General features: G+C 59.7%; 9 protein-coding genes and 4 pseudogenes. 8 read left to right on the plus strand and 5 right to left on the minus strand.

Going from position 1 to position 14,973, the window contains the following annotated elements; genetic code table 11:
* Window positions 1-258: 258 nt before the first annotated feature.
* Window positions 259-1,518 carry a group II intron reverse transcriptase/maturase gene (ltrA, locus tag N0Q91_RS01735; RefSeq protein WP_275596094.1) on the plus strand — a complete coding sequence of 420 codons (1,260 nt, stop codon included), beginning with the start codon at window positions 259-261 and terminating at the stop codon, window positions 1,516-1,518.
* Between the two features lie 80 nt (window positions 1,519-1,598).
* A pseudogene (locus N0Q91_RS01740) lies at window positions 1,599-2,087 on the plus strand (IS630 family transposase); the annotation flags it as partial.
* A 104-nt stretch (window positions 2,088-2,191) separates the two neighbouring features.
* On the opposite strand, the pseudogene N0Q91_RS01745 reads toward N0Q91_RS01740, so the two are convergent.
* The 3 genes and pseudogenes from N0Q91_RS01745 to N0Q91_RS01755 form a co-directional block, all read right to left on the minus strand.
* A pseudogene (locus tag N0Q91_RS01745) lies at window positions 2,192-4,875 on the minus strand (efflux RND transporter permease subunit).
* 5 nt (window positions 4,876-4,880) lie between these two features.
* A complete protein-coding gene (locus N0Q91_RS01750; RefSeq protein ID WP_275596095.1) occupies window positions 4,881-5,945 on the minus strand; it encodes an efflux RND transporter periplasmic adaptor subunit in 1,065 nt (354 codons plus the stop codon).
* Window positions 5,946-6,110 carry a hypothetical protein gene (locus N0Q91_RS01755; RefSeq protein WP_275596096.1) on the minus strand — a complete coding sequence of 55 codons (165 nt, stop codon included), beginning with the start codon at window positions 6,108-6,110 and terminating at the stop codon, window positions 5,946-5,948.
* A gap of 1,409 nt (window positions 6,111-7,519) precedes the next feature.
* Between N0Q91_RS01755 and N0Q91_RS01760 the strand changes: the two are divergent.
* Window positions 7,520-7,825: pseudogene (locus N0Q91_RS01760) on the plus strand (insulinase family protein); the annotation flags it as partial.
* Between the two features lie 257 nt (window positions 7,826-8,082).
* Window positions 8,083-8,355 (plus strand): hypothetical protein, encoded by a 273-nt coding sequence (locus N0Q91_RS01765; protein ID WP_275596097.1) that lies wholly within the window; start codon window positions 8,083-8,085, stop codon window positions 8,353-8,355.
* Between the two features lie 97 nt (window positions 8,356-8,452).
* Here N0Q91_RS01765 and hemN read toward each other — a convergent pair whose 3' ends face one another.
* Complete coding sequence (gene hemN, locus N0Q91_RS01770) at window positions 8,453-9,898, minus strand: oxygen-independent coproporphyrinogen III oxidase (protein WP_275596098.1); 1,446 nt, start codon at window positions 9,896-9,898, stop codon at window positions 8,453-8,455.
* A gap of 569 nt (window positions 9,899-10,467) precedes the next feature.
* Between hemN and N0Q91_RS01775 the strand changes: the two are divergent.
* The 4 genes and pseudogenes from N0Q91_RS01775 (at window position 10,468) to N0Q91_RS01790 (ending at window position 14,703) form a co-directional block, all read left to right on the plus strand.
* Window positions 10,468-11,551: pseudogene (locus N0Q91_RS01775) on the plus strand (hydrogenase small subunit).
* Window positions 11,552-11,571: 20 nt separating this feature from the next.
* Entirely contained in the window at window positions 11,572-13,362 is a 1,791-nt protein-coding gene (locus tag N0Q91_RS01780) for a nickel-dependent hydrogenase large subunit (protein ID WP_275596099.1), read from the plus strand.
* Between the two features lie 11 nt (window positions 13,363-13,373).
* Window positions 13,374-14,093, plus strand: coding sequence for a Ni/Fe-hydrogenase, b-type cytochrome subunit (gene cybH / locus N0Q91_RS01785; RefSeq protein ID WP_275596100.1), 720 nt, complete (start codon window positions 13,374-13,376; stop codon window positions 14,091-14,093).
* 4 nt (window positions 14,094-14,097) lie between these two features.
* Entirely contained in the window at window positions 14,098-14,703 is a 606-nt protein-coding gene (locus N0Q91_RS01790; protein ID WP_275596101.1) for a hydrogenase maturation protease HybD family protein, read from the plus strand.
* Here the strand turns inward: N0Q91_RS01790 and N0Q91_RS01795 are convergent.
* A complete protein-coding gene (locus N0Q91_RS01795; RefSeq protein ID WP_275596102.1) occupies window positions 14,664-14,972 on the minus strand; it encodes a hypothetical protein in 309 nt (102 codons plus the stop codon). The two genes, N0Q91_RS01790 and N0Q91_RS01795, sit on opposite strands and share 40 nt — an antisense overlap.
* Window position 14,973: the final 1 nt, after the last annotated feature.

A 14,973-nucleotide genomic window follows, 5' to 3' on the forward strand; every position in this document is an offset into this window, starting at 1 on the left:
CGCCAGGCGCCTGATGACTGGGCGGGCGGCGACCGGCGTAGAGGGGGCGTGAGTCGGACACAGGCTTTCACGCGGAACTGCAGGAACCAGGCTCCTGATGCCAAGGGAGAAGCCCAAGCGGAGCAAACCGCAAGGCGAGAGTACCGATGCAGGAGACTGGGGCGGACCGATCCGTATGAGCGTTGAGGGCCCTGTAATGGGGTCGGAGCAAAGGGGTCGGATCAGGTGGTCGTATTGCTTGGAACAACTGGAAACAGGATGACTTCGATAGATACGACAGACAAGCCGTTTCGAATTGAGAAGCGGCAAGTGTACGAAGCTTACAAAGCGGTCAAAGCCAACCATGGCGCAGCCGGAGTGGACGGTGAGACCTTGGAGATGTTCGAGAAAGACCTTGCGAGAAATCTCTACAAGATCTGGAATCGGATGTCGTCCGGGACCTACTTTCCGCCACCGGTGCGCGCCGTCTCCATTCCGAAGAAGACTGGTGGCGAAAGGGTTTTGGGTGTGCCCACGGTCAGCGATCGGATCGCACAGATGGTGGTCAAGCAGATGATTGAGCCGGATTTGGATTCCCTCTTTCTTCCGGACTCCTACGGATACAGGCCGGGAAAATCGGAGCTGGATGCCGTTGGGGTGACGCGTCAGCGGTGCTGGAAGTACGATTGGGTTCTGGAATTCGACATCAAAGGGCTGTTTGACAATCTTCCGCATGATCTCTTGCTGAAGGCGGTCAGAAAGCACGTCAAATGCAACTGGGCTCTGCTCTACATCGAAAGATGGCTGGTCGCGCCCATGGAAAAGAACGGAGCAGTCATTGAGCGCACACGTGGTACCCCGCAAGGGGGCGTGGTCAGCCCAATCCTCTCGAATCTCTTCCTGCATTACGCGTTCGACGTCTGGATGACTCGGACGCACCCCGATCTTCCATGGTGTCGGTATGCCGATGATGGTCTTGTGCACTGCCGGACCGAGCAAGAAGCACAGGCCCTCAAGGCTGCGCTTCAAGCCCGGCTGGCAGAATGCGGACTTCAGATGCATCCGATCAAGACCCAGATCGTCTACTGCAAAGATAATCGGCGTCGGAAAAGGTATCCGACCGTCAAATTTGACTTCCTTGGATACCAATTCCGGCCGCGACAGGTGGCGACGGCGCAGCAGGATGAGTTCTTCTGCGGCTACACCCCGGCGGCCAGCCCGACGGCGCTAAAGTCGATGCGGGCCACGATCAAGAGCTTGAACATTCCGCGGCAAACGCCGGGGACGCTGGCTGAAATCGCCAAACAGATCAATCCGCTCCTGCGGGGATGGATTGCCTATTATGGGCGGTTCAGTCGTTCGGCTCTGTTCTCTCTGGCTGACTACGTCAATCGGAAGCTCAAGGCCTGGATTATGCGAAAGTACAAGCGCTTTCGGTTCCACAAAACTCGGGCTTCGCAGTTCTTGCGGCAACTTGCTCGAGATAATCGGGGCCTCTTCGTACACTGGCAGGCGTTCGGAACGAACCTGTTTGCCTGATGGGAGCGGTGTGAATCGAGAGGTTCACGCACCGTTCTACGAGAGGCCGGCAGGTGAAATCCCTCCGGCCTACTCACCCCTGGGTCAAAACCAACATGACGCGCACCCGCGGCTGGTGTCAGCGCGGCCAGCCGCTTTTCGCCAGAATACCGCATGGCCATTGGAAGACGCTGACCTTCCTCGCCGGGCTGCGCCACGACCGCATCGTCGCGCCCTTCGTGCTCGATGGCCCGATCAACGGCATTGCCTTCACCGCCTGGGTCGAGCAATGCCTGGCACCAACCCTCAGTCCCGGTGATATCGTCATCCTCGACAATCTCGGCAGCCATAAGGGCAAGCCTGCGCGCAACGCCATCCGCGATGCCGGCGCCCATCTGTTCTTCCTGCCGCCTTACAGCCCCGATCTCAATCCGATCGAGATGATGTTCGCCAAACTGAAGACCCTGCTGCGCAAATCCGACGAGCGCAGCGTCGACGCGACATGGAGACGCCTCGGCGAAGTCCTCAAAGCCTTCAACCCGCACGAATGCGCCGCCTATCTCAGGCATGCAGGATATGTTTCAACATAAACCTGACAGACTCTAGCTGGCTCGCTTAAGGCCGGTGTTGACGAAGTGGGGTGGCGCAAACGTGCGCTGCTCGTCGGTCTCTCAGGCTGATATGCCCGAGCAGGTCATCTCTGGGCATGTCCCCGATTAACAAAGCTACGTTTGAAGGCGAGCGGCTGGCAATTGCTGAACGCATCCGTTTCCTGCTCATGGGCCTTTTTTCGTGCGAGCCGTTTCAGTGCCTCGAGCAAATCATCGACGTACGTGAAGATGATGGGGATAACAATAAGGCTAAGCAGCGTTGACGTTATCACACCGCCGATCACCACAATGGCCATGGGCTGTCGGAAACTTGAATCGCCTCCCGTTAGGCTAAGAGCAACCGGAAGCATGCCCGACGCCATGGCAATGGTCGTCATGACAATGGGACGCCCCCGCTTGTGGCAGGCATCCACGAGAGCATCGAACCGCTCCATTCCCTGGCGGCGCGACACGATCGCGTGTTCGACGAGCAGGATCGAGTTCTTCGCCACGACGCCCATCAGCATAAGCAGACCGATGACGACTGGCGTCGAGAAGCTGGTCCCGGTCACCACTAGCGGCAGCAACGCGCCTCCGAGCGAGAGCGGGAGGGCCATGAGGATGGTGAACGGTTGCAGGAAATCGCGAAAAAGCAGAACAAGCACCGCATACCCCCAGTGCGGCTGCGCGTGAAAGGTCCGGCGTGATCTGAATCTCGGGCGCCTGCCTCGAGGCGGTCGAAGTCACCGCTCCAATACCGTTCAGCGTACGGAGTTGCTTCTCAAGCGCTTCGCTTGCTTTGTCAAGGACATGGGAGTCATCGCTGGCAAGGCTGAAGACGAGCTGCGTACCGTTGCCGCCACTACCGACCGCAACCCGCACTCCGGGAGCACGGAGAGGGCCGAGCGGATATCGTTTTCGATCTCCGACTGCCTGCGATCACGCTCGTTCAGCGGCGTCAGCATGACGTCAAGCGTTGCCGTTTCAATACTGGGCCCGGGGCTATCACCCGACGATGCCGAACCGACGGACGAGAAGACATGTGTCACATCGCGAAGCTTGCCCACGATGTCTGCCACCTTCTTGGTCGTCCTGTCCATTTGGTCGATGGTCGCGCCGGGCTGCTGGACCAGCGTCACCTGGGTTCGCGCATCGTCGGCAGCCGGCAGGAAGCCCGATTTCAGGAAGGGGATGGTAGAAAGCGAGAGCGCGACAAAGATTGCCGTCACGAAGAGCGTTTTGTTCCTGTGGTACAAGGACGCCTTCACAATCGCCATGTAGGCGCCCATGATTCGTCCGTCCCTTACCTCGGTGGAATGCGGCTTCATGAAATAGGCAGCCATCATCGGGGTTAGCAGGCGCGCAACGACCAGAGAGGCTAGTACGGCGACTGCGGCGGTGATGCCGAACTGGCGGAAGAGCAGCCCTGGTATGCCGCCCATGAATGCCGTCGGCAGAAAGACCGCGACGAGTGCGAGCGTAGTCGCAATAACTGCTAACCAGATCTCATTGGCCGCTTCGAGGGCGGCATCAATCGGCCGTTTGCCCATCTGGAGGTGGCGAGCGATATTCTCGATTTCCACGATAGCATCGTCGACAAGAATGCCGGCCACCAACGACAGTGCAAGCAGAGTAATGATATTGAGACTGAAGTCGGCGAGGTACATGGCGAGGAAGGTTGGTATAACGGACAATGGCAGTGCGACGGCCGACAATGCCGTCGCGCGCCAGTCCCGGAGGAAGAACCAGACGACCATGACGGCGAGGATCCCCCCTCAAACAACATGTGCATCGAACCCTGATAGTTCTCGAGGATTGCTCCGTCTCTACTGTAGACTTCATCGATCTGCACGCCGGGATTTTCGGCGGCGAACTGTGCTACCGCCCTGTCGACGTCGGAGGCGACGCCCGTGTCCGAGAATCCTTTTGAGCTCTTGATCGCCACAGCGATCACGGGCTGTCCGTCGAGATAGGCCAGCGAGAATCGGTCCGCGAAGCTGTCAGTGACGGATGCGACATCGTCGAGGCGGACCTGCTGGCCGTTCGCCAGCGGAATTTGCAATCCCTTGAGGTCTTCGACGGACGCGACGGCGCCGACCGTTCGCAACGTTTGGCGTGTGCCGCCGATTTCGCCAAGCCCACCCGACGTAGCCGCCTGGACCGACTTCAACTGTTCTGAAACAGCCGCTGCCGTGACCCCGAGTGAGGCCATCGTCGCTGGATCGAGGTCGACATGAACTTCGCGCTCGATACCGCCGAACCGGCTCACCTGCCCCACTCCAGGTACCGACAGAAGTGCCTTTGTCATATTGTTGTCGACAAACCAGGAAAGTTCAGTTTCGTTAAGGGTCGAGGACCGGACGGCGTAGGTGACCAGCGCAGCGCTCTGCATAGTGATTTTGGTGACGCTGGGCGTCTGCATCTGCGCCGGCAGATCTGCCTTTACACTGTCGACCGCATTGCGGACTTCGTTGAAAACCTCATCACTGTTTCTCTCCCGCTGGAAAGTGACGTTGATCGATACGGTGCCGTCGGCGATCGTCGTTGCGATGTGGTCGATTTGGCTCAGCGAAGCGAGCCGGTCCTCGATAACGCGGGCAACCTCTGTCTCGAGCTGCGTCGGCGCCGTGCCCTCTAGGGTCGCGGTAATGCTGATCCTCGGAAGGTCCATATCGGGGAAGTATTGGACCGGCAACCGCTCGAAGGCCAACAGCCCACCAATGGTCAGCGTTGTGAAGAGCAGTATCGCCGGTATAGGATTGAGGATCGACCAAGCGGAGAAATTCATCAACCTTACTCGGCGATATTCACGAGGTTATGGTCCGACAGGAACGCTCCGCCCGATGCCACGATCCTCGAGGACTGATCTATGCCGGAGATGATCTCGACTTCGCCATCCTTGCGCCGGCCTGTCTCCGCCCGGACACGTTGCACCCGTCGGTCGTCGCTGACCCTAAAGACGTAGCTTATCCCGTCGCTGAACACGATCGCCGTCTCCGGAACCGTGAGGGCCGAAGTCGTCTTCAGCTCGATGCTGCCGGTAACATAAAGACCGACACGCGGATGAACGTCGGTGGGAAGGGTGACATAAACCATGGCGCGGCCGGTCTCGGTGCTGACAGACGGTCCGACAAGCCTCACCTTGCCGCGGATGGGGCGCTCATCCGGGCCGTTGACCTCGACGCCCTGTCCTTCGGAAATACGTGAAAGGTAGCGCGCCGAAACTTCAGCTTGCCATTCGACGCGCTGCTGACGGATCAGGCGGAAAAGCTCGGTGCCAGTCGAAACGACTGCACCGAGATCTGCCGTCCGTGACGATATCAGCCCGTCGTCAACGGCGGTGACGGTCGTCTGAGCGAGCTTGATCTTCTGGCTGTCGAGTGCGGCCTTCTGGGATTCAAGACTTGCTATTGCCATCTGCTCGTCAGTTAAACGCTCGGCGATCTTCTCGTCTGAAATTGCTCCCGAGGGGCGAAGCTGCCGGGCTCGATCCGCGTTCGCCTTGGCCTTTGCTAAATTTGCCTTGGCAGTCTCGACGGCCGCGGCTTGCTTGCGAAGGTCCGCCAACACGCTCTCCTGCGAAAGCCGGACAAGTGTCTGCCCCTTTGTCACTACCGATCCGACATCGACCAGAACGTCTGTTACGCGAAGGCCGCTCGTTTCGGAGGCGATAACAGCTTCCTGCCATGGTTTGAGCCACCCGCTAGCAGGAACTGTTTCCGGCCAGTCCCTTCGTGTTGGCGTGACCAATGAGACCGTAAGGGCGGGTGCTGCCGGCTGATCCGCCATGGAACTCCCGAAGGGAAGCAGTGCTGTTGAAACGAGGATGATGGCGAGTGGGATAAAGGGCTTTCTCAACTATAAATCCTCGTAGGTCATGGCATCAGCACATTCCCAAATCCGCTTCAGCGCCATGGATTTGTTCTTCCGCTCGATCGCCGTCACGTGGCGGCAGGGCCTCCAGGCGATGACCGATGTCGCCGTGTTCAGGAGCTGCCGGTCAAACACGTCAAAGCGCTGCACGACGGTTCCGGGCGGGCTGATCAGCCGGATGTATCTGGCCTCCCCGGAAGAGCGGGCGTTGGGCAGTCCGGACTGGCGGTGGTATCTGACGTTGAGCGTCCGCAGCGTCTGGCAGGTTGGACAACGAGTTGTTGGAGGCGTGGTGCCATTGAAGCCTGACCGGGTGTGTCTCGGGCCAATGCCTCGGCGGGTTCAAGGCGGCATCGAGCCACCGATGCGAAATGTTACCTTCGGCCGAGCGGGGCCTGACCTGTATTCACCGTTGCCGTCTCTTCGGTAGCGTAATCAAGAGAGTGCATGCTAGTCCCCGTTGACCGCTCCTCCCATGCATGCTGCTCCGCCTTCGGTTCACGTCTATCTTCATGCAACACGCCGCAGCATAATCACAATCGATTGTTTGGATGGAAGTCATCGAGGCGATGGATACATAGTGAGATGTCCGCCAGCTATCCGGTGCCCGTGCAGCGCCGACGCATGGCAGATCCGATGTCGTAAATGAAGGCGAGACCTTGGATCGAGCGCATCTATCCGCTGAACGAACGTTCTCGATAGTGCGCCCAGGGTTTCATTGAGGGCAAACCTTCGACGGGCTCTCGCCGCCACGGAGACATCGCCATTTGCCATTCATGCGCGGACCGACTCGCCGAGCATGATGAGAGAAGGCGTCCATATTCCAGGACGGCCACGCGGCAGCCTTTCTCCACAAGCGTTAGCGCAAAAGCTCGGTTGCGCCGAGCGGGCAAGCAACCGGGCCCATTCCTACGTTCCGTCACGGTTGAGACCGAAACGCTCGCACTGCACAACAAAGTGCGCGCCGTCGAACCGATTCGGGTCAACGCTGTCCTTCGCGGCACGGCGAGCCGCGGGTCGCACCGGTCGATCATGCCGCACACCTCGAGCATGTGCGGCCGAGGTTGACGGGATTGGTGAATCGATCTCCGGAACGAGGCCGAGGTGCGACTCGGGCACGACGCTCAGCAGAGTGATGCCAGAGCGGTTCTCGCCGACGAGCAGACTGGGTTAGAGGGCAGGGCCAGAGGAGGGGAAATGAGCCCGGACATAACTCTTCGCACCTGGGCCTCAGTTCGAGGTTTTGGGGGGCTCGGCGTGCAACGCGTCTCTATCGAAATTGTCCGATGTACGACGATGTTAGAACAGCGACATCGTTGGTTCGGGCGACTACCTTGTATTTAAACGAGTTTCTCCTTTGGCGCGCTTTGTGCCTCATGTTTGTCGATGTCGCCGCTGGCGTGGAGCGGCCGATCTTCGATGAGGTTGCACTGACTGCGTGCCAAACAAGGCGAGTCGAGGCAGCTGTCAGGCCGACGATCTTGCCTCCGGGGGGTTGATGATGCATGCCGTAATACATCCGCGGATCCTTGCATTTGCCCTGGGCATGGTTGCGCCTGTTCACGTCCAGGCTCTGGAACGAGGTACGCGAGAAGCGCGGGCTTGCGTACGATATCCGATCTGCCCTCGTGAACGACGACCATGCCTCGGCGCTCGTTATTGGTACGGGGGCCCGCCCGGATCGGGCCGCAGAGACACTCTCCCTCATTCGCGCCGAGGTGAGGCGGATCGCAGACGAGGGCGTCAGCAAAGAGGAGCTCGAAGCGGCGAAGCTCGAGGACGTCCAGTCGGCCGCAAAACGGCTTCTGTCCGCCGAACCCGCCGTGATGATCGTCGGACCGCCCCTTGAGGATAGGAGGGGATGAGGGGCTCACAGAAGCCCGCTGGTCTCCATTCCGTTACCTATCGGGAATAACAGTGCAAGATGTCATTCCGTTGAGATACAGCCACGTCGACTAGCGCTAATATGCACCAGATCAAAACCCCCCTGTGCTATCCGGCGCGACTGCACCCGCGCCAGGCTAACTAATGACTAAAGCTGCATGTTAGAGCTCAATCGCGCGGAAGCATCGTCAGTGCTACTGCGGCCAACTTCTGTCTGGCTGCATCCTCTGAAGAAGGCATGCTCGAAGCAGCAGCAGCCGAAGGAAACGAAGGTCCAGTCGCCCTTTCGCCCACACACGTCGCATGGGGCGTATTCTCTGCGCGGATGATCGACGGACAGCTTGAGGTCAAGCCGCATGCGGGCGACATGGACCCCGACCGAAACATCCAGAACTTCCCCGCGGCACTCCGCCACCGCGCTCGCATCGGGCAACCGATGGCGCGCAGGGCCTGGCTGGAGAACGCTCGCAGCTGGACGATCGGCGCGAACGGAATGAATTGGTTGAGTTGATTTCCTGGTATTGGCGCTGCGTTAGCTATGGGCACAGGCATGATTCTGTTGCTCGCCACACCCCCCCATGGCAGTCGCAGACGCCGCCACCACGGCTCTAGTAGGGGGAGCGGTCGAGATAAGCGTCAAATGCGGCAGCAACAGATCTAAGCTCAAAAAAATGCTCCTGCCGCACGATGACGAGACCATTGTCAATGTCCACGATCCCGTCCTCGGCCAACGGAGTCAGGCGCTCAGCTCTATCCAGAAGGGGGGTTGGATCAAATCCGTGAGCGGCGCTGATTGCGGGCACGTCCGCCTCCAAATCGCACATTAGCCGCTCGATGATATCGGCTCGCACGCGATCTTCAACGCTGAGACGGTAGCCACGTGATGTCGCCAAGTGGCCGGCTGCGATGTGTCGGCTATACGAACTCTGTGCGATTTCGTTTTGCACATATCCTTTGCCGAGACGACCAATAGCCGACGGGCCGAAGCCAATCAGGGTTGGGCAGGTGTCGGCCGAGTAGCCCAAGGAATTGCGCCGCAGCCGACCGGCTCTCTGCGCGACCGCGAGCTCGTCATCCGGCAAGGCGAAATGGTCGAGCCCGATCTGACGATATCCCGCGGCAATCAGCGTATCGGCGATGGCCGCTGCCTGTTCAGCGCGGGCAGCAGCGTCCGGCAGTGCTGTCTCATCGATTAGGCGCTGATTCTTTCGATAAGACGGAACGTGCGCGTAGCCGAATACCGCAAGCCGGTCGGGGCGCATGGCGACTGCTGTCGTTGCGCTCTGGACACAGGAGTGCACCGTTTGATGCGGGAGACCGTACATGAGGTCGAAATTGATGCGGCTTACTTTATGCCGGCGCAAGTTTTCGACGGCAGCCGTCACTACCGCCTCGCACTGGACCCGATTGATCTTCGTTTGGACAGTAAGATCGAAGCTCTGCACGCCGAGGCTCGCGCGATTTACCTCGGCTACTTCCAACGCTTCGGCCATTTTCGGCGTGAACGTGCGAGGGTCGATCTCGACAGCGACGGTAGCCGCTTTCTTAAAAGCGAAGCGGCGGCGCAGAAGCTGCATCAGGGCGAGAAAATCAGCGGGCGGTATGCTAGTTGGCGTTCCACCGCCGAAATGCACGTCGCTGACGGGGAGCGGCTGTGGCGTTTGCTCCGCGACCAAACGGATTTCCTCACGTAGAACAGCAAGGTACTCGACAATTGAAGCCTCCCGACGAGTGATCCTGGTAGGAAAGCCGCAATACCAGCACATTGACCGACAGAATGGAACGTGGAGATAGAGCGACACAGCCTCGCCAGCTGGCAGGCCTTTCAGCCATTCTTCGCAAGTCTCGACGCCGACCGTCGGGGAAAACTCCGGTACAGTTGGATAGATCGTGTACCAAGGCAAGCGCGCATCATAATGCTTTGCATGGAGGGAGGTCGGCGGCGTGATGGTTCGTCTCCAGCCGGACCACGAGGATGTCCGGATCTCACGCGTCTTCTCCCGTTGCATCGAATGCAATCCCCCCGTCGTGATACTTTTTTCGCCGTCAGCCATCACGGTTTTCCGCCATCCGAATGCCAGTCGGCCGCATTCAACAAGGGGTTCAAAACTCATGCCAATTCCATTGGCATCGGATAGACGGAGTTTGCGAAACCTTCTCAGTTAATTAGCTTTCAACTGATTAGGAGCGGTCAAACGACCCATGTCGCGGATTCGACAATCACGACAGAATTGTGGGTAATCGTCTTCACCTTGCGTGGGGCGACAACCGCCCGTTCGACAATGGACAAACCGTAGCCGACAACTGACCGGGGGAGCGGGACAGCATAGTGCCCGAATCGCACCGAACGATGTTGAAGAAGACCGCGAGATCGCGGGAAGGGCCGAAGACGAGCCCATCGATTATGCGTCCTTAATCGATCCGCCGCTATCTGACATCTCCTATGTCGTTTGAGGACGACGATCACGCATCGTTGGGACGCCCACCCTCTTCGTTTCTCCTCTCAACAAAGCGCTAGGGACAAGGTCCACGTGAACTGGTCCGCTTCTTGCCAGTAAGTCCCTGTGACAAAGCCCGTTGCCAAGCCCGACGTGGTTGACGACAGGATTGCTGGAGGAGCGCGATGGCAACTGCTGAAACCTTCTACGATGTCATCCGCCGCCAGGGAATCACCCGACGAAGCTTCACCACGTTCTGCAGCCTGACGGCCGCGAGCCTTGGCTTCGGTCCAGGCGCGGCGGCCGCCATGGCCGAGGCGCTCCAGACCAAAGAGCGCGTGCCTGTCGTCTGGATGCATGGGCTCGAATGCACCTGCTGTTCGGAGAGCTTCATCCGTTCTGCCCATCCGTTAGTAAAGGATGTCGTGCTGTCGATGATCTCGCTCGATTATGATGAAATGATTATGGCCGCTGCCGGCTATCAGGCCGAAGCCATTCTCGAGGAAACCAAGGAGAAATATAAGGGCAAGTACATCCTGGCCGTCGAGGGCAATCCGCCGCTCAACGAGGACGGCATGTTCTGCATCAACGGTGGACGACCTTTCGTCGAGAAGCTGAGGTGGATGGCAGAGGATGCGTTGGCGGTCATCGCCTGGGGCGCCTGTGCCGCCTGGGGCTGTGTACAGGCGGCTAAGCCGAATCCCACCCAGGCAACTCCGATTGACAAGGTGATCCACGGCAAGCCGATCATCAAGGTTCCGGGCTGTCCGCCGATCGCCGAGGTGATGACCGGCGTCGTCACCTTCATCACCACATTCGACAAGTTGCCCGAGCTCGACCGTCAGGGGCGGCCGAAGATGTTCTATTCGCAGCGCATCCACGACAAATGTTATCGCCGCCCGCATTTCGACGCCGGCCAGTTCGTGGAGGAGTGGGACGACGAGGGCGCGCGCAAGGGCTACTGTCTTTACAAAACGGGCTGCAAGGGGCCGACGACCTACAACGCCTGTTCCACGGTGCGGTGGAACGGGGGCGTTTCATTCCCGATCCAGTCGGGCCACGGTTGCATCGGTTGCTCCGAAGAAGGCTTCTGGGACCAGGGCAGCTTCTATGACCGGCTGGCCAACTTTAACCAGTTCGGCATCGAGTTCCAATGCCGACAAGATCGGCTTGACCGCGGCGGGCGTCGTCGGTGGCGCGATCGCCGCGCATGCCGCGGTGACCGTCATCAAGCGCGTGACCACGAAGCGCGAGAATACCAAGGCATAGCACGGGCAGGAAACACCGCCATGACGATCGATACTCCGGCAGGCTACACGCTGGACAATTCTGGCAAGCGCATCGTCGTCGATCCGGTCACCCGCATCGAAGGCCATATGCGGGTCGAGGTCAATGTCGACGAGAACAATATCATCCGCAACGCCGTGTCGACCGGAACCATGTGGCGCGGAATCGAGGTGATCCTCAAGAACCGCGATCCGCGCGACGCCTGGGCGTTCACGGAGCGCATCTGTGGCGTCTGCACGGGCACGCACGCGTTGACGTCGGTGCGAGCGGTGGAAAACGCGCTCGGCATCACTATTCCCGAAAACGCCAATTCCATCCGCAACCTCATGCAGCTTGCCCTGCAGGTTCATGACCATGTCGTACACTTCTATCACCTGCACGCGCTTGACTGGGTGGACGTGGTGTCGTCGCTCTCGGCTGATCCCAAGGCGACCTCGGCGCTGGCACAGTCGGTGTCCGACTGGCCGCTTTCCTCGCCCGGTTATTTCAAGGACGTCCAGAGGCGGCTCAAGAAATTCATGGAGTCGGGCCAACCCGGCCCGTTCAAGAACGGCTATTGGGGCAATGCTTCGTACAAGCTACCGCCCGAGGCAAACCTGATGGCCTTGACGCACTATCTGGAGGCTCTCGATTTCCAGAAGGAGATCGTCAAGATCCACTCGATCTTCGGCGGGAAGAACCCGCATCCGAACTGGCTGGTCGGCGGCGTGCCCTGTCCGATCGATGTCGACGGAACCGGTGGCGTCGGCGCTATCAACATCGAACGGCTGAACATGGTCACGTCCGTCATCGACCAGCTGATCGAGTTTAACGACAAAGTCTACATTCCCGACATCATGACCATCGGCTCCTTCTACAAGAACTGGCTCTATGGCGGCGGTCTTTCCGGCAAGAATGTGCTCGCCTATGGCGACGTGCCGGAGCGCGCCAACGACTATTCGGAAGCGAACCTAAAGCTGCCGCGGGGCGCAATAATCAACGGCAATCTCGCGGAAGTGCATCCGGTCGACCATGGCGATCCTGAACAGATCCAGGAATTCGTGGCGCACTCGTGGTACAAATATCCCGACGAGACCAAAGGCCTGCATCCCTGGGACGGCGTCACGGAGCCGCATTACGAGCTCGGGCCCAACACCAAGGGCACCAAGACCAATATCGAACAGCTTGACGAGGGCGCGAAATATTCCTGGATCAAGGCGCCACGCTGGCGCGGCCACGCCATGGAGGTTGGGCCGCTGGCGCGTTGGGTTATCGGCTATGCCCAGAACAAGGCCGAGTTCAAGGAGCCGGTCGACAAGGTGCTCAAGGATCTCGGTCTGCCGGTATCGGCGCTCTTCTCGACGCTCGGGCGCACCGCTGCCCGCGCCCTCGAATCGAGCTGGGCCGGCCAACAGATGCGCTACTTTCACAACAAGCTGATCGCGAACATCAGGGCCGGCGATTCCTCCACTGCCCATGTTGACAAGTGGAGGCCGGAGACGTGGCCCAAGGAGGTCAAGGGCGTCGGCTTCACGGAGGCGCCGCGCGGTGCGCTCGCGCACTGGATCAAGATCAAGGACGGCAGGATCGATAACTACCAGTGCGTCGTTCCCACGACATGGAACGGCAGTCCACGTGACCCCGCCGGCAACATCGGCGCCTTCGAGGCGTCACTACTGGATATGCCGATGTCCGACCCCGCCCAGCCACTCGAAATCCTGAGAACCATCCATTCCTTCGATCCCTGCCTGGCATGCTCGACTCATGTCATGAGCCCGGACGGGCAGGAAAGGACCAGGGTCCAGGTCCGGTGAGGAGGTTGGTCATGACTCTCGCTGAATCACGCCCCGCCAACACCGATGCTAAGAAGGCAGTCGAGCGCCTGAGCGTTTACGTTTACGATGCACCTGTGCGCATCTGGCACTGGGCCAACGCCTTCTCGATCCTGACACTCGCGCTGACCGGCTACTTCATCGGCTCGCCGCTGACGTCTGCGTCCGGGGAGGCGAGCGCCAACCATCTGATGGGCAGTATCCGCTTCATCCACTTTGCGGCAGCACAGATCCTCACCGTGCTCCTGATCTTGCGGATCTATTGGGTCTTAGTAGGTAACGTGCATGCCCGGCAGATCTTCTACGTACCCATCTGGAGCGGCCGTTTCTGGAAGCAATTGTCGCATGAAGTGCGCTGGTACATGTTCATGGCACGCCAGCCGAAGAAGTATGCAGGGCACAATCCGCTGGCGCGGTTCACCATGTTCCTCATGTTCACTCTGCCGCTGTTCTTCATGGTGATCACTGGCTTTGCGCTCTACAGCGAAGGCGCAGGCCGCGACAGTTGGGAATATGTGGTCTTCGGCTGGGTGTTCTCGATGTGGCCGAATAGCCAGGATATCCGCGCCAACCATCATCTCGGAATGTGGGTCATCCTTATCTTCGTGATCGTCCACATCTACGTGGCCGTGCGCGAGGACATCATGAGTTCGCAAAGTATCATCTCGTCGATGATCTCGGGTGAGCGGCTCTCCAAGGAGCTGGAGGACTAGAGGGGTGCTCCATCGTCAAAGCGCCATTCGCCCCGCGCCCCGCATCCTCGTGCTCGGTATCGGGAATATCCTCTGGGCCGACGAGGGATTTGGTGTGCGTGCGGTCGAGGCCTTCCACAAGGCCTATGAAGTGCCTGCCAACGTCACCATCCTCGACGGCGGCACCCAGGGCCTCTATCTGGTGCAGTTCGTCAATGAACACGACCGGCTCATCGTTTTCGACGCGATCGACTACGGCCTCGTCCCAGGAACGATGAAGGTGTTGGAAGACGATGAAGTGCCGAGTTTCACCAGCGCCAAGAAAATGAGTCTGCACCAGACCGGCTTCCAGGAAGTGCTGAGTGCGGCAGATCTCATGGGGCACTACCCCGAGCGCCTGATTCTGATCGGCTGCCAGCCGCTTGATCTCGGAAACTGGGGCGGTCCGCTCACGGCGCCGGTCAAGGCCGTCATTCCGGCGGCCGTCGACACCGCCAGCCGGATCCTGCGGGACTGGGGCGTCTGCGTTGCCACGAGGCCGGAGGGGGCCGTAGTTGCGCCGCTTCTCGAAAACGATATCGACGTGGAAGGCTATGAGCGCCGTGCCGAACCGGCCGCGTTGAACCAGTGAGGAAGGATCCTGTGGAAACGCTCTTCCATGGCCATGCCCATGGCACGCCGGAAATGACGCGTGTGGCCGGCGATATGGGCCGGTGGCACGGCGGCCAGGTCGGCATCGGGCTGGCCACGCTCGGGTTCGGCAAAGCCGGGCAGGTCGCCGCCGCCGATGGCGATCGCCTGTGCCGACGCGGCTCTGCTTGTGCCTGCGCATCTCACGAAGCGAAGGCTGTTGGGACTCGCACTGCGGCGCTGTTCGCGCGCCCCCCAATACTGCAGCATG

The sequence above is a fragment of the Sinorhizobium prairiense genome (assembly GCF_029201645.2).
Classification (GTDB): Bacteria; Pseudomonadota; Alphaproteobacteria; order Rhizobiales; family Rhizobiaceae; genus Sinorhizobium; species Sinorhizobium meliloti_A.